The sequence below is a fragment of the Faecalibacterium sp. Marseille-P9312 genome (assembly GCF_902497445.1).
GTDB classification, from domain to species: Bacteria; Bacillota; Clostridia; order Oscillospirales; family Ruminococcaceae; genus Faecalibacterium; species Faecalibacterium longum.
This window is the reverse complement of sequence record NZ_CABVEW010000010.1, coordinates 56536-72532: the sequence shown is the minus strand read 5'-3', so window position 1 is coordinate 72532 and position 15997 is coordinate 56536. Positions and strand designations below refer to the sequence as shown.

Annotated in this window: 10 protein-coding genes and 1 tRNA gene; 6 read left to right on the top strand and 5 right to left on the bottom strand. The window is 60.1% G+C overall.

Translation table 11 applies throughout. The features are described from left to right. The first annotated feature begins 487 nt into the window (after positions 1–487). The 4 genes from gltB (at position 488) to F3G95_RS09075 (ending at position 9722) form a co-directional block, all read left to right on the top strand. A complete protein-coding gene (gene gltB, locus F3G95_RS09090; RefSeq protein ID WP_149794674.1) occupies positions 488–5023 on the top strand; it encodes a glutamate synthase large subunit in 4536 nt (1511 codons plus the stop codon). Positions 5024–5036: 13 nt separating this feature from the next. Further along, the gene (locus F3G95_RS09085) at positions 5037–6515 is read left to right on the top strand and encodes a glutamate synthase subunit beta (RefSeq protein ID WP_149794673.1); all 1479 of its coding nucleotides are present in this window, start codon (positions 5037–5039) and stop codon (positions 6513–6515) included. Positions 6516–6757: 242 nt separating this feature from the next. Continuing rightward, positions 6758–7105: a metal-sensing transcriptional repressor gene (locus F3G95_RS09080; RefSeq protein WP_149794672.1), complete on the top strand. Its 348-nt coding sequence runs from the start codon at positions 6758–6760 to the stop codon at positions 7103–7105. A gap of 40 nt (positions 7106–7145) precedes the next feature. Next, on the top strand, positions 7146–9722 hold the full coding sequence (locus tag F3G95_RS09075) for a heavy metal translocating P-type ATPase (RefSeq protein ID WP_149794671.1): 2577 nt from the start codon (positions 7146–7148) through the stop codon (positions 9720–9722). Between the two features lie 254 nt (positions 9723–9976). Here F3G95_RS09075 and aspS read toward each other — a convergent pair whose 3' ends face one another. Together aspS and F3G95_RS09065 are read right to left on the bottom strand one after the other, a co-directional pair. Beyond that, positions 9977–11311, bottom strand: coding sequence for an aspartate--tRNA(Asn) ligase (gene aspS, locus F3G95_RS09070; RefSeq protein ID WP_149794670.1), 1335 nt, complete (start codon positions 11309–11311; stop codon positions 9977–9979). A 75-nt stretch (positions 11312–11386) separates the two neighbouring features. After that, on the bottom strand, positions 11387–11998 hold the full coding sequence (locus tag F3G95_RS09065) for a sugar transferase (protein WP_149794669.1): 612 nt from the start codon (positions 11996–11998) through the stop codon (positions 11387–11389). Positions 11999–12188: 190 nt separating this feature from the next. Between F3G95_RS09065 and F3G95_RS09060 the strand changes: the two genes are divergently transcribed. Beyond that, entirely contained in the window at positions 12189–14198 is a 2010-nt protein-coding gene (locus F3G95_RS09060; protein ID WP_149794668.1) for a TIM-barrel domain-containing protein, read from the top strand. Between the two features lie 40 nt (positions 14199–14238). Here the strand turns inward: F3G95_RS09060 and F3G95_RS09055 are convergent, their stop codons facing one another. Beyond that, positions 14239–14751 carry a nitroreductase family protein gene (locus F3G95_RS09055; RefSeq protein ID WP_149794667.1) on the bottom strand — a complete coding sequence of 171 codons (513 nt, stop codon included), beginning with the start codon at positions 14749–14751 and terminating at the stop codon, positions 14239–14241. Positions 14752–14985: 234 nt separating this feature from the next. On the opposite strand from F3G95_RS09055, the gene F3G95_RS09050 reads away from it, so the two are divergent. Beyond that, positions 14986–15058: transfer RNA gene (locus tag F3G95_RS09050), tRNA-Ala, on the top strand. Positions 15059–15180: 122 nt separating this feature from the next. Here the strand turns inward: F3G95_RS09050 and F3G95_RS09045 are convergent. Together F3G95_RS09045 and F3G95_RS09040 are read right to left on the bottom strand one after the other, a co-directional pair. Beyond that, positions 15181–15537, bottom strand: coding sequence for a hypothetical protein (locus tag F3G95_RS09045; protein ID WP_188117538.1), 357 nt, complete (start codon positions 15535–15537; stop codon positions 15181–15183). A gap of 5 nt (positions 15538–15542) precedes the next feature. Next, a complete protein-coding gene (locus F3G95_RS09040) occupies positions 15543–15992 on the bottom strand; it encodes a hypothetical protein (RefSeq protein ID WP_149794665.1) in 450 nt (149 codons plus the stop codon). Positions 15993–15997 lie beyond the last annotated feature (5 nt).

Genomic DNA, 15997 nt, shown 5'->3' with positions numbered 1-15997 from the left:
GGGTGTCGTTCCCGCTTTCTGCACCAACTCGGCACAGGTCTTTTCACCATTTTACCCCCCCCCCCTATACCTTTTTCAATAGCAATAATCTACAAAGTTTCGCCATTTTATTTGTTTACTTTTTGTCGGGCCGGAAATGCAAAAACACCCTTCCCTGCCGGTCAAGGCAACGAAAGGATGTTTTTATGCCCCGTGATGGGCGCGGCAGCGCCTGCAAAAAGCCATACTTCTGCCCACCGGGTGTGTCTGTTTTGAACAAGAAAAAAGAGGGCCGGTGTACCCACATTTGGTGCAGCTGTCACTTGAATCTTTTTCAGCACCTTTGTATAATATTCTTGTTATCCGGAACAAGGGCGTTCCAGATGAGTCTTCGCCGACCCATCTGGGACGCCTTTTCTTTCTACCGGCATTCAGAGGGACTCTGCGGAATGTGCCGCAGCATTGTCAGGATATTCTCCGGAAAATCGAAAAAAGGATGGGAAAGTCTATGGAAAATTTCACGGAGCAAAAAGGGCCTCTGGGCCTCTATGACCCCCAGTTCGAGCACGACGCCTGCGGCATCGGTGCTGTCGTGGACATCAAGGGCCGCAAGAGCCACCAGACCGTCAGCGACGCGCTGTCCATCGTGGAGCGCCTTGAGCACCGCGCCGGCAAGGACGCCGAGGGCAAGACCGGCGACGGCGTGGGCATCATGCTGCAGATCAGCCACCGCTTCTTTACCAAGGTGGCCGACGAGCTGAACATCCGCCTTGGCAACGAGCGTGAATACGGCGTAGGTATGTTCTTCTTTCCTCAGAACGAACACCTGCGCGCCCAGGCCATGAAGCTTTTTGAGCTTGTCACCCGCAAAGAGGGGCTCGAGTTTCTGGCATGGCGCAAAGTGCCTGTAGACCCCGACGCCGTGGGCCAGAAAGCCCGCGACTGTATGCCCGCCATCTGGCAGTGCTTCATCAAAAAGCCCGCCAAGGTGAGCAAGGGCATCGACTTTGACCGCAAGCTCTACATCGTCCGCCGGGTCTTCGAGCAGGCCAGCAACGGCACCTATGTCCCCAGCCTTTCGAGCCGCACCATCGTGTACAAGGGCATGTTCCTTGTCCACGACCTGCGCCAGTTCTACCTCGATCTGCAGGACGAGGACTATGAATCCGCCATCGGCATGGTCCACAGCCGCTTTTCCACCAACACCAACCCCAGCTGGATGCGCGCCCACCCCAACCGCTTCATCCTCCACAACGGCGAGATCAACACCATCAAGGGCAACACCGACGCCATGCTGGCCCGTGAAGAGACCATCTCCTCCCCCATCATGAAGGAGGACATGAACAAGATCCTGCCCATCATCAACACCTCCGGCTCCGACTCCGCCATGCTGGACAACGCCCTCGAGTTCATGGTGATGAACGGCATGGACCTGCCGCTGGCCGTCATGATCACCATTCCGGAGCCCTGGGAGAACAACAAGAACATCAGCCAGAAAAAGCGGGACTTCTACCAGTATTACGCCACCATGCTGGAGCCCTGGGACGGTCCTGCGGCCATCCTCTTCTCCGACGGCGACGTGGTGGGCGCTGTGCTGGACCGCAACGGTCTGCGCCCCAGCCGCTACTACATCACCAAAGACGGCAGGATGATCCTCTCTTCCGAGGTGGGCGTGCTGCCCTGTGAGCCGGAGAACATTCTGGTCAAAGACCGTCTCCGCCCCGGCAAGATGCTGCTGGTGAACACCGTCAAGGGCGAAGTCGTGGACGACGAGAAGCTGAAGGAATACTACGCCAGCCGTGAGCCGTACGGCGAGTGGATCGACCGCAACCTCGTCCAGCTGAAGGACCTCAAGATCCCCAACATCAAGACCCCCAGCTATACCGGCGACGACCTGCTGCGCCTGCAGAAGGTGTTCGGCTACAAGTATGAGGACATCAGCACCCTCATCCTGCCCATGGCACGTCAGGGCGCAGAGCCTTCCGGCGCAATGGGTACCGATACCCCGCTTGCCGTTCTCAGCGGCCAGCACCCGCCGCTCTTCAACTACTTCAAGCAGCGTTTTGCACAGGTCACGAACCCACCCATCGACGCCATCCGCGAGAAGGTCGTCACCTCCACCAGCGTCTATGTGGGCGCACACGGCAACCTGCTGGAAGACAAGCCCGAAAACTGCAAGGTGCTCAAGGTCAACAATCCCATCCTCACGTCCACTGACCTTCTCCGCATCAAGTACATGAACGTCCCGGGCTTCAAAGTCTCCACTGTCTCCATCAACTACTACAAGAACACCAGCCTCGAAAAGGCCATCGACCGCGTCTTCCTTGAGGTAGACCGCGCTTATAAAGAGGGTGCCAACATCATCATCCTGTCCGACCGGGACATTGACGAGTACCATGTGGCCATCCCCAGCCTGCTGGCGGTGTCGGCGGTGTCCCAGTACCTCATCCGCACCAAGAAGAGCACCGCACTGGCTCTCATCCTCGAGAGCGCCGAGCCTCATGAAGTGCATCACTTTGCCGCTCTGCTGGGCTACGGTGCCTGTGCCGTCAACCCCTATCTGGCCCATGAGACCATCGGCCAGCTCATCGACGACGGCCTGCTGGACAAGGATTATTACGCCGCCGTGGACGACTACAACAAGGCTGTGCTGGGCGGCATCGTGAAGATCGCCTCTAAGATGGGCATCTCCACCATCCAGAGCTACCAGAGCAGCCAGATCTTCGAGGCCGTCGGCATCTCCAAGGACGTCATCGACAAGTATTTCACCGGCACGGTGAGCCGTGTGGGCGGCATCGGCCTCGAGGACATTCAGGCTGACGTGGAGGCCCTGCACAACGCAGCCTTCGACCCGCTGGGCCTTGACATCAACATGCAGCTGGAAGACGGCGGCGCCCACAAGTTCCGCAGCGGCAAGGAAGAGCACCTCTTCAACCCTCAGACCATCCACCTGTTCCAGAAAGCCTGCTTCACCGGTGACTACGACACCTTCAAGCAGTTCACCCACACCGTGGACAACATGGGCCAGAACGGCGTCCATCTGCGCAGTCTGCTGGACTTCAGCTATGCCCCCGACGGCGGCATCCCGCTGGACGAGGTGGAGCCGGTGAGCTCCATCGTCAAGCGGTTCAAGGCCGCTGCCATGAGCTACGGCGCACTGAGCAGCGAGGCCCACGAGACCATCGCCATCGCGCTGAACCGCCTCGGCGGCCGGAGCAACACCGGCGAGGGCGGCGAGCCTGAAGAGCGCTACCACAGCGAGAGCAATTCCAAGATAAAGCAGGTGGCTTCCGCCCGCTTCGGCGTCACCAGCAAGTATCTGGTGAGCGCGGAAGAGATCCAAATCAAGCTGGCACAGGGCGCAAAGCCCGGCGAGGGCGGCAATCTGCCCGGCGCAAAAGTGTACCCGTGGATCGCCAAGACCCGCCACAGCACTACCGGTGTCGGCCTCATCTCTCCCCCGCCGCACCACGACATCTACTCCATCGAAGACCTTGCAGAGCTTATCTACGACCTCAAGAATGCCAACCGCCACGCCAACATCAACGTCAAGCTGGTCAGTGAGGCCGGCGTCGGCACCATCGCTGCCGGTGTCGCCAAGGGCGGCGCACAGGTCATCCTTGTTTCCGGCTACGACGGCGGCACGGGCGCAGCGCCCCGCAACTCCATCAAAGATGCCGGTCTGCCCTGGGAGCTTGGCATCGCCGAGACCCACCAGACCCTTATCCTCAACGGTCTGCGCACCCGTGTGCGCATCGAGAGCGATTCCAAGCTGCTCTCCGGCCGCGATGTGGCCATCAGCTGTATGCTGGGCGCTGAGGAATTCGGCTTCGGCACCTCTCTGCTGATGACCATGGGCTGCGTCATGATGCGTGTCTGCAACCTCGACACCTGCCCCATGGGCATCTGCACCCAGAACCCCGAGCTGCGCAAGCACTTCCACGGCAAGCCCGAGTATATCATCAACTACCTGACCTTCGTGGCGCAGGAGCTGCGCGAATACATGGCAAAGCTGGGCATCCGTACCATTGACGAGCTGGTGGGCCGCACCGACCTGCTCCATGTCAAGTCTGCCCCTGCCGACAGCCGGATGTCCAAGATGGACCTCGACTGCATCCTGCACAACCCCGCCATCGTCAACAGCAATGTCCACTTCCAGAAGGAAGACACCTACGACTTCCATCTGGAAGACACTCTGGACATGAAGGTGCTGATGAAGAAATTCAAGCTCAGCAGCAAGACCCCTCAGAGCGTGAAGCTGGATGTCTCCAACACCGACCGCGCCTTTGGTGCCATCTTCGGCAGCGAGATCACCCGCAAGTACGGCAGCGACCTGCCCGATGACGTCTACACCGTCCACTGCACCGGTGCAGGTGGCCAGAGCTTCGGCGCATTCATTCCCAAGGGTCTGACGCTGGAGCTGACCGGCGACTGCAACGACTACATGGGCAAGGGCCTCTCCGGCGGCAAGCTCGTCGTCCGCCCGCCCGAGGGCATCACCTTCAAGCCCGAAGAGAACATCATCATCGGCAACGTGGCACTCTACGGTGCCACCAGCGGCAAAGCCTTTGTTTCCGGTGTGGCCGGTGAGCGCTTCTGCGTCCGCAACTCGGGCGCTGTGGCCGTCGTCGAGGGCGTGGGCGACCACGGCTGCGAGTACATGACCGGCGGCACCGTCGTCGTTCTGGGCCAGACCGGCAAGAACTTTGCAGCCGGCATGACCGGCGGCATCGCCTATGTTCTGGATGAGAACTGGGATTTCTACCAGCGGGTGAACAAGGAGACCGTCAGCCTCGAGCCGGTGGAGCACAAGTACGACGTCGCCACCCTGAAAGAGCTCATCCGGGAGCACGTCGAGCTGACCGGCTCGCCCCGCGGCAAGGAGATCCTGGACGATTTCAGCGAGTTCCTGCCCAAGTTCAAGAAAGTCCTCCCCTACGATTACGACCATATGCTGCGGGTCATCGCCTCGATGGAAGAGCGCGGACTCGACGGCGAGCAGGCGCAGATCGAAGCATTCTACGCCGTGCAGAAGAACAAGTAAGGAGGGGAACATCATGGCAAAACTCACTGGTTTTATGGATTACACGCGCAAGACCAGCACGGATGTTCCGCCGCTGGAGCGCATTGAAAACTTTAACGAATTTCACATCTGGCTCTCCCGGGAGGAGCAGCAGACCCAGGCAGCCCGCTGCATGGACTGCGGCGTCCCCTTCTGCCAGGCGGGCATGATGATCGGCGGCATGGCCTCCGGCTGTCCGCTGAACAACCTCATCCCCGAGTGGAATGATTTGGTCTATCAGGGCAAGTGGGAGCTGGCGCTCCGCCGCCTGCGCACCACCAACCGCTTCCCGGAGTTCACGAGCCGGGTCTGCCCTGCCCTGTGTGAGGCCGCCTGCACCTGCGGCGACGTCACCGGCAGCAGCGTCACTGTCCGGGAAAATGAACACGCCATCGTGGAGACGGGCTACGCCAAGGGCTGGCTCCACGCCGCCCCGCCTCCGGCCCGCACCGGCAAGAGCGTGGCCGTCATCGGCAGCGGCCCTTCGGGCCTGTCGGTGGCCGAATACCTCAACATCCGGGGCCATGCCGTCACCGTCTTCGAGCGTGCTGACCGGGTGGGTGGTCTGCTGATGTACGGCATCCCCAACATGAAGCTGGACAAATCCGTCATCGAGCGCCGCATCAAGATCATGCAGGCTGAGGGCGTCGAGTTCCGCACCAACATGGATGTGGGCGGGGCTGTGGATGCCGCTGAGATTTTGAACAGCTATGACGCCATCGTGCTCTGCTGCGGTGCCAAGAAAGCCCGCGATCTGAACGTCCCGGGCCGCGACGCGAAGGGAGTTTACCTCGCGGTAGACTACCTCACCAGCGTGACCAGAAGCCTGCTGGACAGCAAGTTTGCCGACGGCAGGGCCATCAACGCGGCAGGCAGGAATGTCCTCGTCATCGGCGGCGGCGACACCGGCAACGACTGTCAGGGTACCGCCCTGCGGCAGGGCTGCACCGACCTCGTGGCACTGGAAATGATGCCCCAGCCCCCGAAAGAGCGGGCCGCGAATAACCCCTGGCCCGAGTGGCCCAAGGTGCTGAAGGTGGACTACGGCCAGACCGAGTGCCTCGCCAAGTTCGGCAAAGACCCCCGCGTCTACCAGACCACCGTCAAAGAGTTTCTGAAGGACGACGCCGGCAATCTGACCGGCGCGGTCATCTCCTATCTCAAGCCCCAGCGTGACCCCGACACCGGCCGTACCAGCATGGTACCCACCGGCGAAGAGTTCACCTACGACTGCCAGCTGGCCTTTATCGCCGCCGGTTTCGTGGGCTGCGAGGACTATGTGGCCGAGGCGTTCGGCGTGGAGCGGAACGCCCGGGGCAATGTGGCCGACCACGGCTTCCGCACCAATGTAGACAAGGTCTTTGTCTGCGGCGATATGCGCCGGGGTCAGAGTCTTGTGGTCTGGGGCCTGCGGGAGGGCCGCGACTGCGCCGCCGAGGTGGACCGCTATCTGATGGGTTACACCAACCTGTGACCCCCTCCCTCTATTTATGACATTCTCTTTCCTATCCTAAACAGAAACGGGAGCTTTCCTTTACCGGGAGGCTCCCGTTTCTGCATTTCGGGGCTCTTATTTTCACAAAGTTTTCACAGTTAGCGCATTCTACCCACTTGAAACAGATACCCCCAAGTGGTAAAATCAGAATATCAGGAGATTTACCCCCACAGGGTACATTTCCTCTTCACACTGATACACCCGGAAAGGAGTCATCTGCTATGACTGATGCTGAAAAAAAGCCCTGCTACGCCACTGAGCCTGCCGAAAAGGATACTGCCCCCTCCTGCTGCCGCCACAAGGACCGTACCCCTGAGGAGTACCGCGCCCTCGCCAACCGGCTGAGCCGCATCGAGGGCCAGGTGCGCGGCATCCGCGCGATGCTGGACAAGGACGTCTACTGCGCCGATATTCTGGTGCAGGTGGCTGCGGTGAACGCTGCACTGAACGGCTTTTCCAAAGAGCTGCTGAGCCAGCACGTCCGCACCTGCGTGGCCGACGATTTGAGAGCCGGCGGGACGCAGAAGCTGGACGAACTGCTGCAGCTGCTGCCCCGGCTCATGAAATGATCCCGTTCCGGGCATCCTATAAGAGGGAAAGGAATCCGCAATGGAACAATACAATGTCACGGGCATGAGCTGCGCGGCCTGCTCTGCCCGGGTAGAAAAGGCCGTGAAGAAGGTGCCGGGCGTCACGAGCTGCTCGGTGAGCCTTCTGACAAACTCCATGGGCGTGGAAGGCACAGCCTCCCCTGCCGCCATCCTCTCGGCTGTGCAGGAGGCAGGCTACGGCGCAAGCCCGAAGAATGCCTCTGCCAGTAAGACTTCGGACGCCAGCGCCGACCTCGACGCACTGGCTGACCGCGAGACACCGAAGCTCAAGCGCCGCCTCATCGCCTCGCTGGGCTTCCTGCTGGTGCTGATGTACTTCTCCATGGGCCACATGATGTGGGGCTGGCCCCTGCCCCACTGGTTCGACGGCAACCACGTCGCCATGGGCCTTGTCCAGCTGCTGCTGGCGGGCATCGTCATGGTCATCAACCAGAAGTTCTTCATCAACGGCTTCAAGGGCCTCATCCACGGCGCACCCAACATGGATACGCTGGTGGCCCTCGGCTCCATGGCAAGCTTCGTGTGGAGCACTTACGCCCTCTTCGCCATGACCCGCGCTCAGGTGGACGGCAGCGACGCGCTCGTCATGCACTATATGATGGAGTTCTACTTCGAGTCTGCCGCCATGATCCTGACCCTTATCACGGTGGGCAAGATGCTGGAAGCCCGCTCCAAGGGCAAGACCACCGACGCCCTCAAGAGCCTGATGAAGCTGGCCCCCAAGACCGCCACGCTGGTGCGGGACGGCGCGGAAGTGACCGTGGCCATCGCCGACGTGCAGAAGGGCGACGTCTTTGTGGTCCGCCCCGGCGAGAATATCCCGGTGGACGGCGTGGTGCTGGAAGGCACCAGTGCAGTCAATGAGAGCGCCCTGACCGGCGAGAGCATCCCGGTGGACAAGGCCGTCGGCGACAAAGTCAGCGCCGCCACCACCAACCAGTCGGGCTTCCTCCGCTGCGAGGCCACCCGCGTGGGCGAGGATACCACGCTGGCTCAGATCATCAAGATGGTCAGCGATGCCGCCGCCACCAAAGCTCCTATCGCCAAGATCGCCGACACCGTGTCGGGCTTCTTCGTCCCGGCGGTCATCTCCATCGCCGTCCTCACCACCATCGTCTGGCTGCTGCTGGGCCATGAGCTGGGCTATGCGCTGGCCCGCGGCATCTCCGTGCTGGTCATCAGCTGCCCCTGCGCACTGGGCCTTGCAACCCCTGTGGCTATTATGGTGGGCAATGGCCTCGGCGCCAAGAACGGCATCCTCTTCAAGACTGCCGCCTCGCTGGAAGCCGCAGGCCGCACCCAGATCGTGGCGCTGGACAAGACCGGCACCATCACCGAGGGCGCACCCCGCGTCACCGACCTGCTGCCCGCTGAGGGCGTCACCGAGACGGAGCTGCTGACGCTGGCCGCAGCGCTGGAAAGCCGCAGCGAGCACCCTCTGGCAAAGGCAGTTCTTGCCGACGCCGAGGCAAAGGCCATCACTCCCCCGGAAGTCACTGACTTCGCGGCCCTGCCGGGCAATGGTCTGGCGGCCAAGCTGGACGGCATGGACATCTATGCCGGCAATGCCGCCTTCATCCAGACCAAGCTCACCCTGCCCGCCGCACTGGCACAGCAGGCTGAAAAGCTGGCCTCTGAGGGCAAGACTCCCCTCTTCTTCGGCGGCGCAGGCCGTCTGCTGGGCGTTATCGCCGTGGCCGACACCATCAAGGAGGACAGCCCCGAAGCCATCCGTCAGCTGCAGAACATGGGCATCCGGGTCGTGATGCTCACCGGCGACAACCAGCGCACCGCCGACGCCATCGGCAGGCAGGCGGGCGTGGACGAGGTCATCGCGGGCGTCCTGCCCGACGGCAAGGAGGCCGTCATCCGCCAGCTGCAGGCCAGCGGCAAGGTGGCCATGGTGGGTGACGGCATCAACGACGCTCCCGCCCTCACCCGTGCCGACACCGGCATTGCCATCGGCGCAGGCACCGACGTGGCCATTGACGCCGCCGACGTCGTGCTGATGAACTCAAAGCTCTCGGACGTGCCTGCGGCCATCCGTCTCAGCCGCGCCACCCTGCGGAACATCCACGAGAACCTGTTCTGGGCGTTCATCTACAACATCATCGGCATCCCGCTGGCGGCTGGTCTGTTCATCCCCTTCGGCCTGACCCTGAATCCCATGTTCGGTGCTGCTGCCATGAGCCTGTCCAGCTTCTGCGTCGTGAGCAACGCCCTGCGGCTGAACCTGTTCGATTTGCACAGCACCAGGCACGACCACAAAACCGCTTCTCCCGCTGCTGCCCCGGTGCAGTCTGCGGCTGAAAATAACAAAAAATCGGACGCCGAAGCGCCCGAAGTCAAAATGGAGGATCATACCATGAAGAAGACCCTGAAAGTGGAAGGCATGATGTGCGGCCACTGCGAAGCCCGCGTGAAGAAGGCTCTGGAAGCCCTGCCCGAGGTGGACGAGGCTGTCGTGAGCCACGAGGCCGGCACCGCCATCGTCACACTGAACGCCGAGGTCGCCGACGACGTGCTCAAGAACGCCGTCGAGGCACAGGACTACAAGGTCACCGGCATCCAGTAAGCTGTAAGATGCAGAAAAGCCAGCGCACGAGAAATGTGCGCTGGCTTTTATTGTTGCTGTAAGCCTCTCCCCTTGGGAGAGGTGTCACCGAAGGTGACGGAGAGGGCAAGCCCGGTATAAAAGAGTTTCCGCACAGCGATAAGCAGGCTCTTTGTCAGAGCGATACTATCGCCGCGCCTGCGATTTTCCGTCGGCATCCTTGCCCTCTCAGGCGCTTGCGCGCCAGCTCTCCCAAAGGGAGAGCCTTAAAGAGGTTACGGAGTCAGACGGTTGGGGCCGCGGAACAGGAACTCGGCGTCCTTGATGGACTGGCCGCAGAGCAGCATGGTCAGACGGTCGATGCCCAGACCGAAGCCGCCGTGCGGAGGGCAGCCGTACTGGAAGAACTCCAGATAGAACTTGACGTCATCGGCCAGCCCCTTCTCCTCTGCCTGCTTCTTCAGCACGTCGTAGCGATGCTCACGCTGTGCGCCGGTGGTGATCTCCACGCCGCGCCAGATGAGGTCGTAGCCCTGCGGTACGCCGTTCTCGTCGCGCATGTGGTAGAAAGCGCGCTTCTCGGCGGAGTAGTCGGTGATGAACAGGAACTCGTGGCCGTAGTGCTTCTTGACCCAGTCGTAGCTCAGGCGCTCGGCCTCGGTGGTCAGGTCGCCCTTCTCGCTCTCATCGACCGTGTAGCCGAACTCCTCTTCCAGACTCTTGTACAGGTCGGCCAGCTTGACCACGGGGAACGGAGTGGTGGGGACGACGACTTCCAGACCAAACAGCTCCTTGATCTGCTCGCCGTACTGCTCCTTGACGGCCTTCAGACCGGCAGTCAGAAGCTCTTCCTCCATCTTCATGACGTCCTTGTAAGAGGTGATGTAGCTGAACTCAAGGTCGAAGCCGGAGAACTCGGTGGAGTGCTTATTGGTGTAGCTCTTCTCCGCGCGGAAGACGGGGCCGGTCTCAAAGATGCGCTCGAAGCCGGCGGCCATGGCCATCTGCTTATAGAACTGAGGGCTCTGGGCCAGATAGGCGTTGCGGTCGAAGTAGTCCACCTTGAACACCTCAGAGCCGCTCTCGCTGGCAGCAGCGATGAGCTTCGGGGTGTGGATCTCGATGAAGCTGCGCTCGAGCAGGAACTGACGCATGGCGTTGACGAAGCAGCTCTGTGCCTTGAACATCAGCTGGTTCTCGTCGGTGCGCAGGTCGATCCAGCGATAGTCGATGCGCTGGTCGATGCTGGAACGCTCCACAGCCTTCTTCTTCTTGGTGGCGGCGATCTCCTTGCGGACGATGGGCAGCGCGTCGGCGATGCTCTCGATCTCGATGGTCTCGGGGATCATCTCGATGCCGCCCATCTTGACGTAGTCGTTCTCCATCACCTTGCCGGTGACGGTGATGACAGAGTCCGGGGTCAGTTTGTCGATGGTTTCCACCAGCTCGGGGTGGTCCTCCTTCTCGACGGTGATCTGAAGTTTGCCGGTAATATCCTTCAGCACGATGAAGGCCATATATTTGCTGTTGCGCAGGTTCTCGATAAAGCCCTGCACCTTGACCGTGCTGCCAATTTCCTTTTGTACCTCATTGATATAGGTGCGTTCCATGGAAATCCTCCTTCTGTGTCTTGTATACTGTTTTATTATACGCTTTTCGGGGGATAAATCAAGAGAAAGGACGAATCACTTTCCTTCTTCGTGCAGCGTCCCGGTGCCGCCCTCCACCACGCCGTCGTGGTCGGCCACAGCCCTGATGGTGCCGAAGAAGCACTTGACGTCCAGCCAGAAGCTCATATGCTCCACATACCAGCCGTCGAGCTTTGCTTTCTCCGCGATCTCCAGCTCGTCGCGGCCATGGATCTGCGCCCAGCCGGTCAGGCCGGGGCGGACGTCGTTTGCGCCGTATTTGTCCCGTTCGGCCAGCAGGTCGTACTGGTTCCAGAGGGCCGGGCGCGGACCGATGACTGCCATATCGCCCACAAGGATATTCCACAGCTGGGGCAGCTCGTCCAGACTGGTCTTGCGCAGGAAACGGCCCACCCGGGTGATATACTGCTCCGGGTCGTGGAGCAGATGGGTGGGCATGTCGTGGGGGGTATCGATGCGCATGGTGCGGAATTTCAGGATGTTGAAATAGCTCTTATGGATGCCCACCCGCTTCTGCTTGAAGAACACCGGCCCCGGCGAGTCCAGCTTGATGGCAAGGCAGAGCAAAAGCAGCAGCGGTGACAGCACCAGCAGCCCACAGGCCGACAGTACCACGTCCAGCAGCCGCTTGATTCCTTTTTGATACATGATGGTTCTCCCTTTTATTCCTAGAATATACTTATTATATACCATTTTCCCCTGTCCAAACAAGCCCCGGGCCGCATTCCCGGGCGAAAATGCTGGTTTTGTTGTATCGTTCTGACGGTTTTCTCTCTTGCCCCGCCGGGCCGGACGGCGTACCATAGACATAAGATCATCTGAGAGGAGCACTCTGTTTATGATACAGCGTTTTGTCATCGGGAAGCCTTTTCCCACCGAGAGCGTCGTGCTGGACCTGCCCGCCGAGACCGGCCCCGTGCCTTACCTGACACCGAACGGCGATGGCTGGCAGTATGTCATGCAGGAGAAGGACATCGTCTATGGCTTGGGCGAGATGCCCCGGGGCCTCAACAAGCGCGGCTGGCACTACGAGACGAACAACACCGACGAGAGTGAGCACGGCGAAAACCGGCTTTCCTACTACGCCGCCCACAATTTCCTGCTCATCTCCCCTGCCGACGGCAGCGAATGCATCGGCATCTTCGTCGATTTCCCGGGCAAAGTGAGCTACGACATCGGCTATCCCCGCCACGACACCCTCCGCTTCGCCACGGCAGAGCCGAACTATGCGCTCTACCTCATCACAGCCCCTACAGCGGCAGAGGTCGCAAAGGAGTTCCGGCAGCTCATCGGCCCCAGCTATATCCCGCCCAAGTGGGCGTTCGGTCTGGCCCAGAGCCGCTTCGGCTACAAGACCGAGGCCGACATCCGGGAGGTGGCCGCGCAGTACAAGGCCAACGATCTGCCGCTGGACATGATCTGCATGGACATTGATTACATGCAGTCCTACGCTGATTTCACCATCGACAAGGCCCGCTTCCCCGACCTTGGCAAGCTTGCCGCCGACCTGAAAGCCGAGGTCATCCGGCTCGTTCCCATCATCGACGCAGGCATCCGCTGCGACGACAATGACCCCGTCTGCCGCGAGGGCCTCGAGAAGGGCTATTTCTGCACCAAGGAAGACGGCACACCCTTTGTGGCGGCGGTCTGGCCCGGCAAGGCCTACTTCACCGACTTTCTCCGTCCCGATGCCCGGGCGTGGTTCGGCAAACAGTATAAGATGCTCATCGACCTCGGCATCGAGGGTTTCTGGAACGACATGAACGAGCCCGCCCTCTTCTACTCCCCTGAGCGGCTGAAAGCCTTCTTCGAGAATGCCGCCGCTCTGAGCCGGAAGGATAACCTCGACCAGAACGATTTCTTCGGGCTGGTGCGCTCGGTGATGGACCTGATGAATGCCCCCGAGGACTACCGCAGTTTCTACCACGATACCGCTGCCGGGCGGGTGCGCCACGACCGCGTCCACAATCTCTACGGCGGCTGCATGACCCGTGCTGCCGGCGAGGCGTTCCAGACCCTGCGTCCCGGCCAGCGCACTCTGCTCTACTGCCGCAGCAGCATCATCGGCGCCCACCGTTGGGGCGGGATCTGGCTGGGCGATAATCACTCCTCGTGGAGCCAGCTGCTGGCCAACATCCAGATGATGCCTGCCGTCCAGATGTGCGGCTTCCTCTACAGCGGTGCCGATTTGTGCGGTTTCAGTGAGGACACCACCCCCGATCTAGCGCTCCGCTGGCTCGAGTTCGGACTGTTCACCCCTCTCATGCGCAACCACGCCGGCGCTGAGAGCCGGGAGCAGGAATTTTACCGCTTTACCGATGTTCTGCCCGCCATCCGCAATATGCTGAATCTGCGGTATGCTCTTCTGCCCTACCTCTACAGTGAGTTCATGAAGGCCGCGCTTGAGGACGCACCTTACTTCCGGCCTTTGGCTTTTGACTACCCTGCCGACCCCGACGCCCGGGAGGTGGACGACCAGCTGCTTCTTGGCGAGGGCCTGATGGTCGCACCCATCCACACCCAGAACGCCCATGGCCGGACGGTCTATCTGCCTGAGGGGATGAAGATGCTGCGTCTGCGCAGCGTCTCCGACTACGATGAGGAAGTTCTGCCCGCCGGGCGGCACTATCTGCCCTGCGAACTTGGCGAGGTGCTGCTCTTCATCCGTCCGGGCCACACCGTACCGGTGGCACAGCCCGCTGCCAACACCGCCCAGCTGGACGATACGGCCCTCACCTTCTGGCGCTTCGCGCCCGACGGCCAGCCTGCGCCCTACCGGATGTATACCGACGACGGCGTGACCACCGATTATAACAGGCCCGAACACTGGCGCATCGTCGGACAATAACGCAAAAACACCCGGAGGCATCTCCGGGTGTTTTTTTGTATTACAGGTATGCGACCGTCTCGGACAGGGGCTTTCTTGAGCCGTGGTTTGCCAGCGGCCCTGCGCCCTCTGCGGCATAGCCGAGGTCGAGGATCATCAGGACCTCTTCATTTTCCGGCAGGCTCAGCTCCTTGGCCAGCTCATCCGGGTCGAAGAAGTTGAGCCAGCAGCTGTCCACACCTGCGTTGGCGGCAGCCAGCATCAGGTGGGTCGCCACGATGGCGGCATCCTCCATGCCGGAGTCTCGCTTTCCGCCGGGATAAGTAAAGACGCTGTTTTTATCGAAGGCCACGACGAGGCAGGTAGGTGCGCCATAGCGGCAGGGCGTCACCTTGTCGAGCTTTGCCAGGCTTTCTTCCGACTGCAGCACATAGATGCGCTGCTCCTGAGAATTCTTGGCGGTCGGGGCCAGCCGACCCGCTTCCAGGATCTCCGTCAGCTTCTCGGCTTCTACCTTGCGTGTGCTGAAATTCTTGCAGGAATAACGCTCTGCAACGACCTTAGTAAATTCCATAACCGTTGTCCTCCTGACTTTGGGTGATAGACTTTTTATGTACAGAAGTCTCAGCATTATTGTAGCACGCTTTTTCTCCAAGAGCCACTGTTATTTTTACTAAAGGATCTGCCGTTTTTATAAGAAACGGCGCGTCCGATTCAGCCGGATGTTCCCCGCAGGCCACCCGGGTGAAAAGTCCTTGACAAATCTTTCTAAAAGAGTTACACTGTTCTCGTTCTGAAAAACAAATATGGGCCTATAGCTCAGCTGGGAGAGCGTTCGGTTCGCATCCGAGAGGTCAAGGGTTCGAATCCCTCTAGGTCCACTTTTAGCAGCAGCGTAATTTTAACGCTGCTGCTTTTCTTTTGCGTACACATAAGTCACACGCTGGCTTTGGGACCCAGAGGGATTCGAACAGCACGGCCCTGCCGCAGGCAGGGTAAGCAATCAGCCCAGTGCAACGGCGACGACCGCAGCCAGTGGCTGAAACAGGGAGGAGCTGTTGGGGCCGCGTTCTGATTTTTCAAAGCTCCGCCAAGGGGCTGCGGAAAAATCAGCTAACGCAACTCGTCGCTGTTGCTTAGTGCGCGGGTCCCAACCAGTAGGAATGTCTACCGGGGATGCTCTCGCATCATTTTGTACGATGCGGCGTTTTTTATGCCCAAAAAACTTTGGCAGACCGTGCCGGGCTCCGAACCCTGAAGTCGGATGCGAACCGGGCGGGGTCATCAATATATTTTTTGAAAATCCATCGGTTTCACGCTTCTTTCTTTGCATTTTGCAGAGTGCTGCGGGCAAGCGCATCGCTTTTATGCCCCCTTCTCGGAAATTTCTTCAAAAATCTCCGCACCATCGTAGGTCGATACAGCCTTGAGCTGTTCCACTTGATTGAAGCTGGCGTTCAGCGCAATCGAGATCTCATAGTCTTTTCGGACGCGAATCTCCTTGATGAACTGCTGCAAAATGGCGCGGCGTTCATCGTGGTTGGCAGTGTCGTAAACATCCGCCCATGTAAACAGCTCGTTGCAGATGTAGTTGCTACGCTTTGCTGTTTGGGTGGCTTCTTCGTATTCTTCCTGTGCCTGCACGAGCTGCTTTTCTAGGGTTTCCAGAGCGACCTTTGCTTCGGCTACCAGTTCACGAGTCACCACATACTCTTCCAGTTCCTGTGCAACATTGGTCTCTGCGCCCTGACCGACTACGATAACGCCCTGAAGTTCACGGTCAATCTCCTTACGGAACATCTCCTTGATCTGCATAGCTA

Excerpts from the sequence above, each read along its gene's own strand:
- gltB (WP_149794674.1), top strand. The coding sequence starts at position 488 with ATGGAAAATTTCACGGAGCAAAAAGGGCCTCTGGGCCTCTATGACCCC.
- F3G95_RS09085 (WP_149794673.1), top strand. The coding sequence starts at position 5,037 with ATGGCAAAACTCACTGGTTTTATGGATTACACGCGCAAGACCAGCACG.
- F3G95_RS09080 (WP_149794672.1), top strand. The coding sequence starts at position 6,758 with ATGACTGATGCTGAAAAAAAGCCCTGCTACGCCACTGAGCCTGCCGAA.
- F3G95_RS09075 (WP_149794671.1), top strand. The coding sequence starts at position 7,146 with ATGGAACAATACAATGTCACGGGCATGAGCTGCGCGGCCTGCTCTGCC.
- aspS (WP_149794670.1), bottom strand. The coding sequence starts at position 11,311 with ATGGAACGCACCTATATCAATGAGGTACAAAAGGAAATTGGCAGCACG.
- F3G95_RS09065 (WP_149794669.1), bottom strand. The coding sequence starts at position 11,998 with ATGTATCAAAAAGGAATCAAGCGGCTGCTGGACGTGGTACTGTCGGCC.
- F3G95_RS09060 (WP_149794668.1), top strand. The coding sequence starts at position 12,189 with ATGATACAGCGTTTTGTCATCGGGAAGCCTTTTCCCACCGAGAGCGTC.
- F3G95_RS09055 (WP_149794667.1), bottom strand. The coding sequence starts at position 14,751 with ATGGAATTTACTAAGGTCGTTGCAGAGCGTTATTCCTGCAAGAATTTC.
- F3G95_RS09045 (WP_188117538.1), bottom strand. The coding sequence starts at position 15,537 with ATGCGCTTGCCCGCAGCACTCTGCAAAATGCAAAGAAAGAAGCGTGAA.
- F3G95_RS09040 (WP_149794665.1), bottom strand. The coding sequence starts at position 15,992 with ATGCAGATCAAGGAGATGTTCCGTAAGGAGATTGACCGTGAACTTCAG.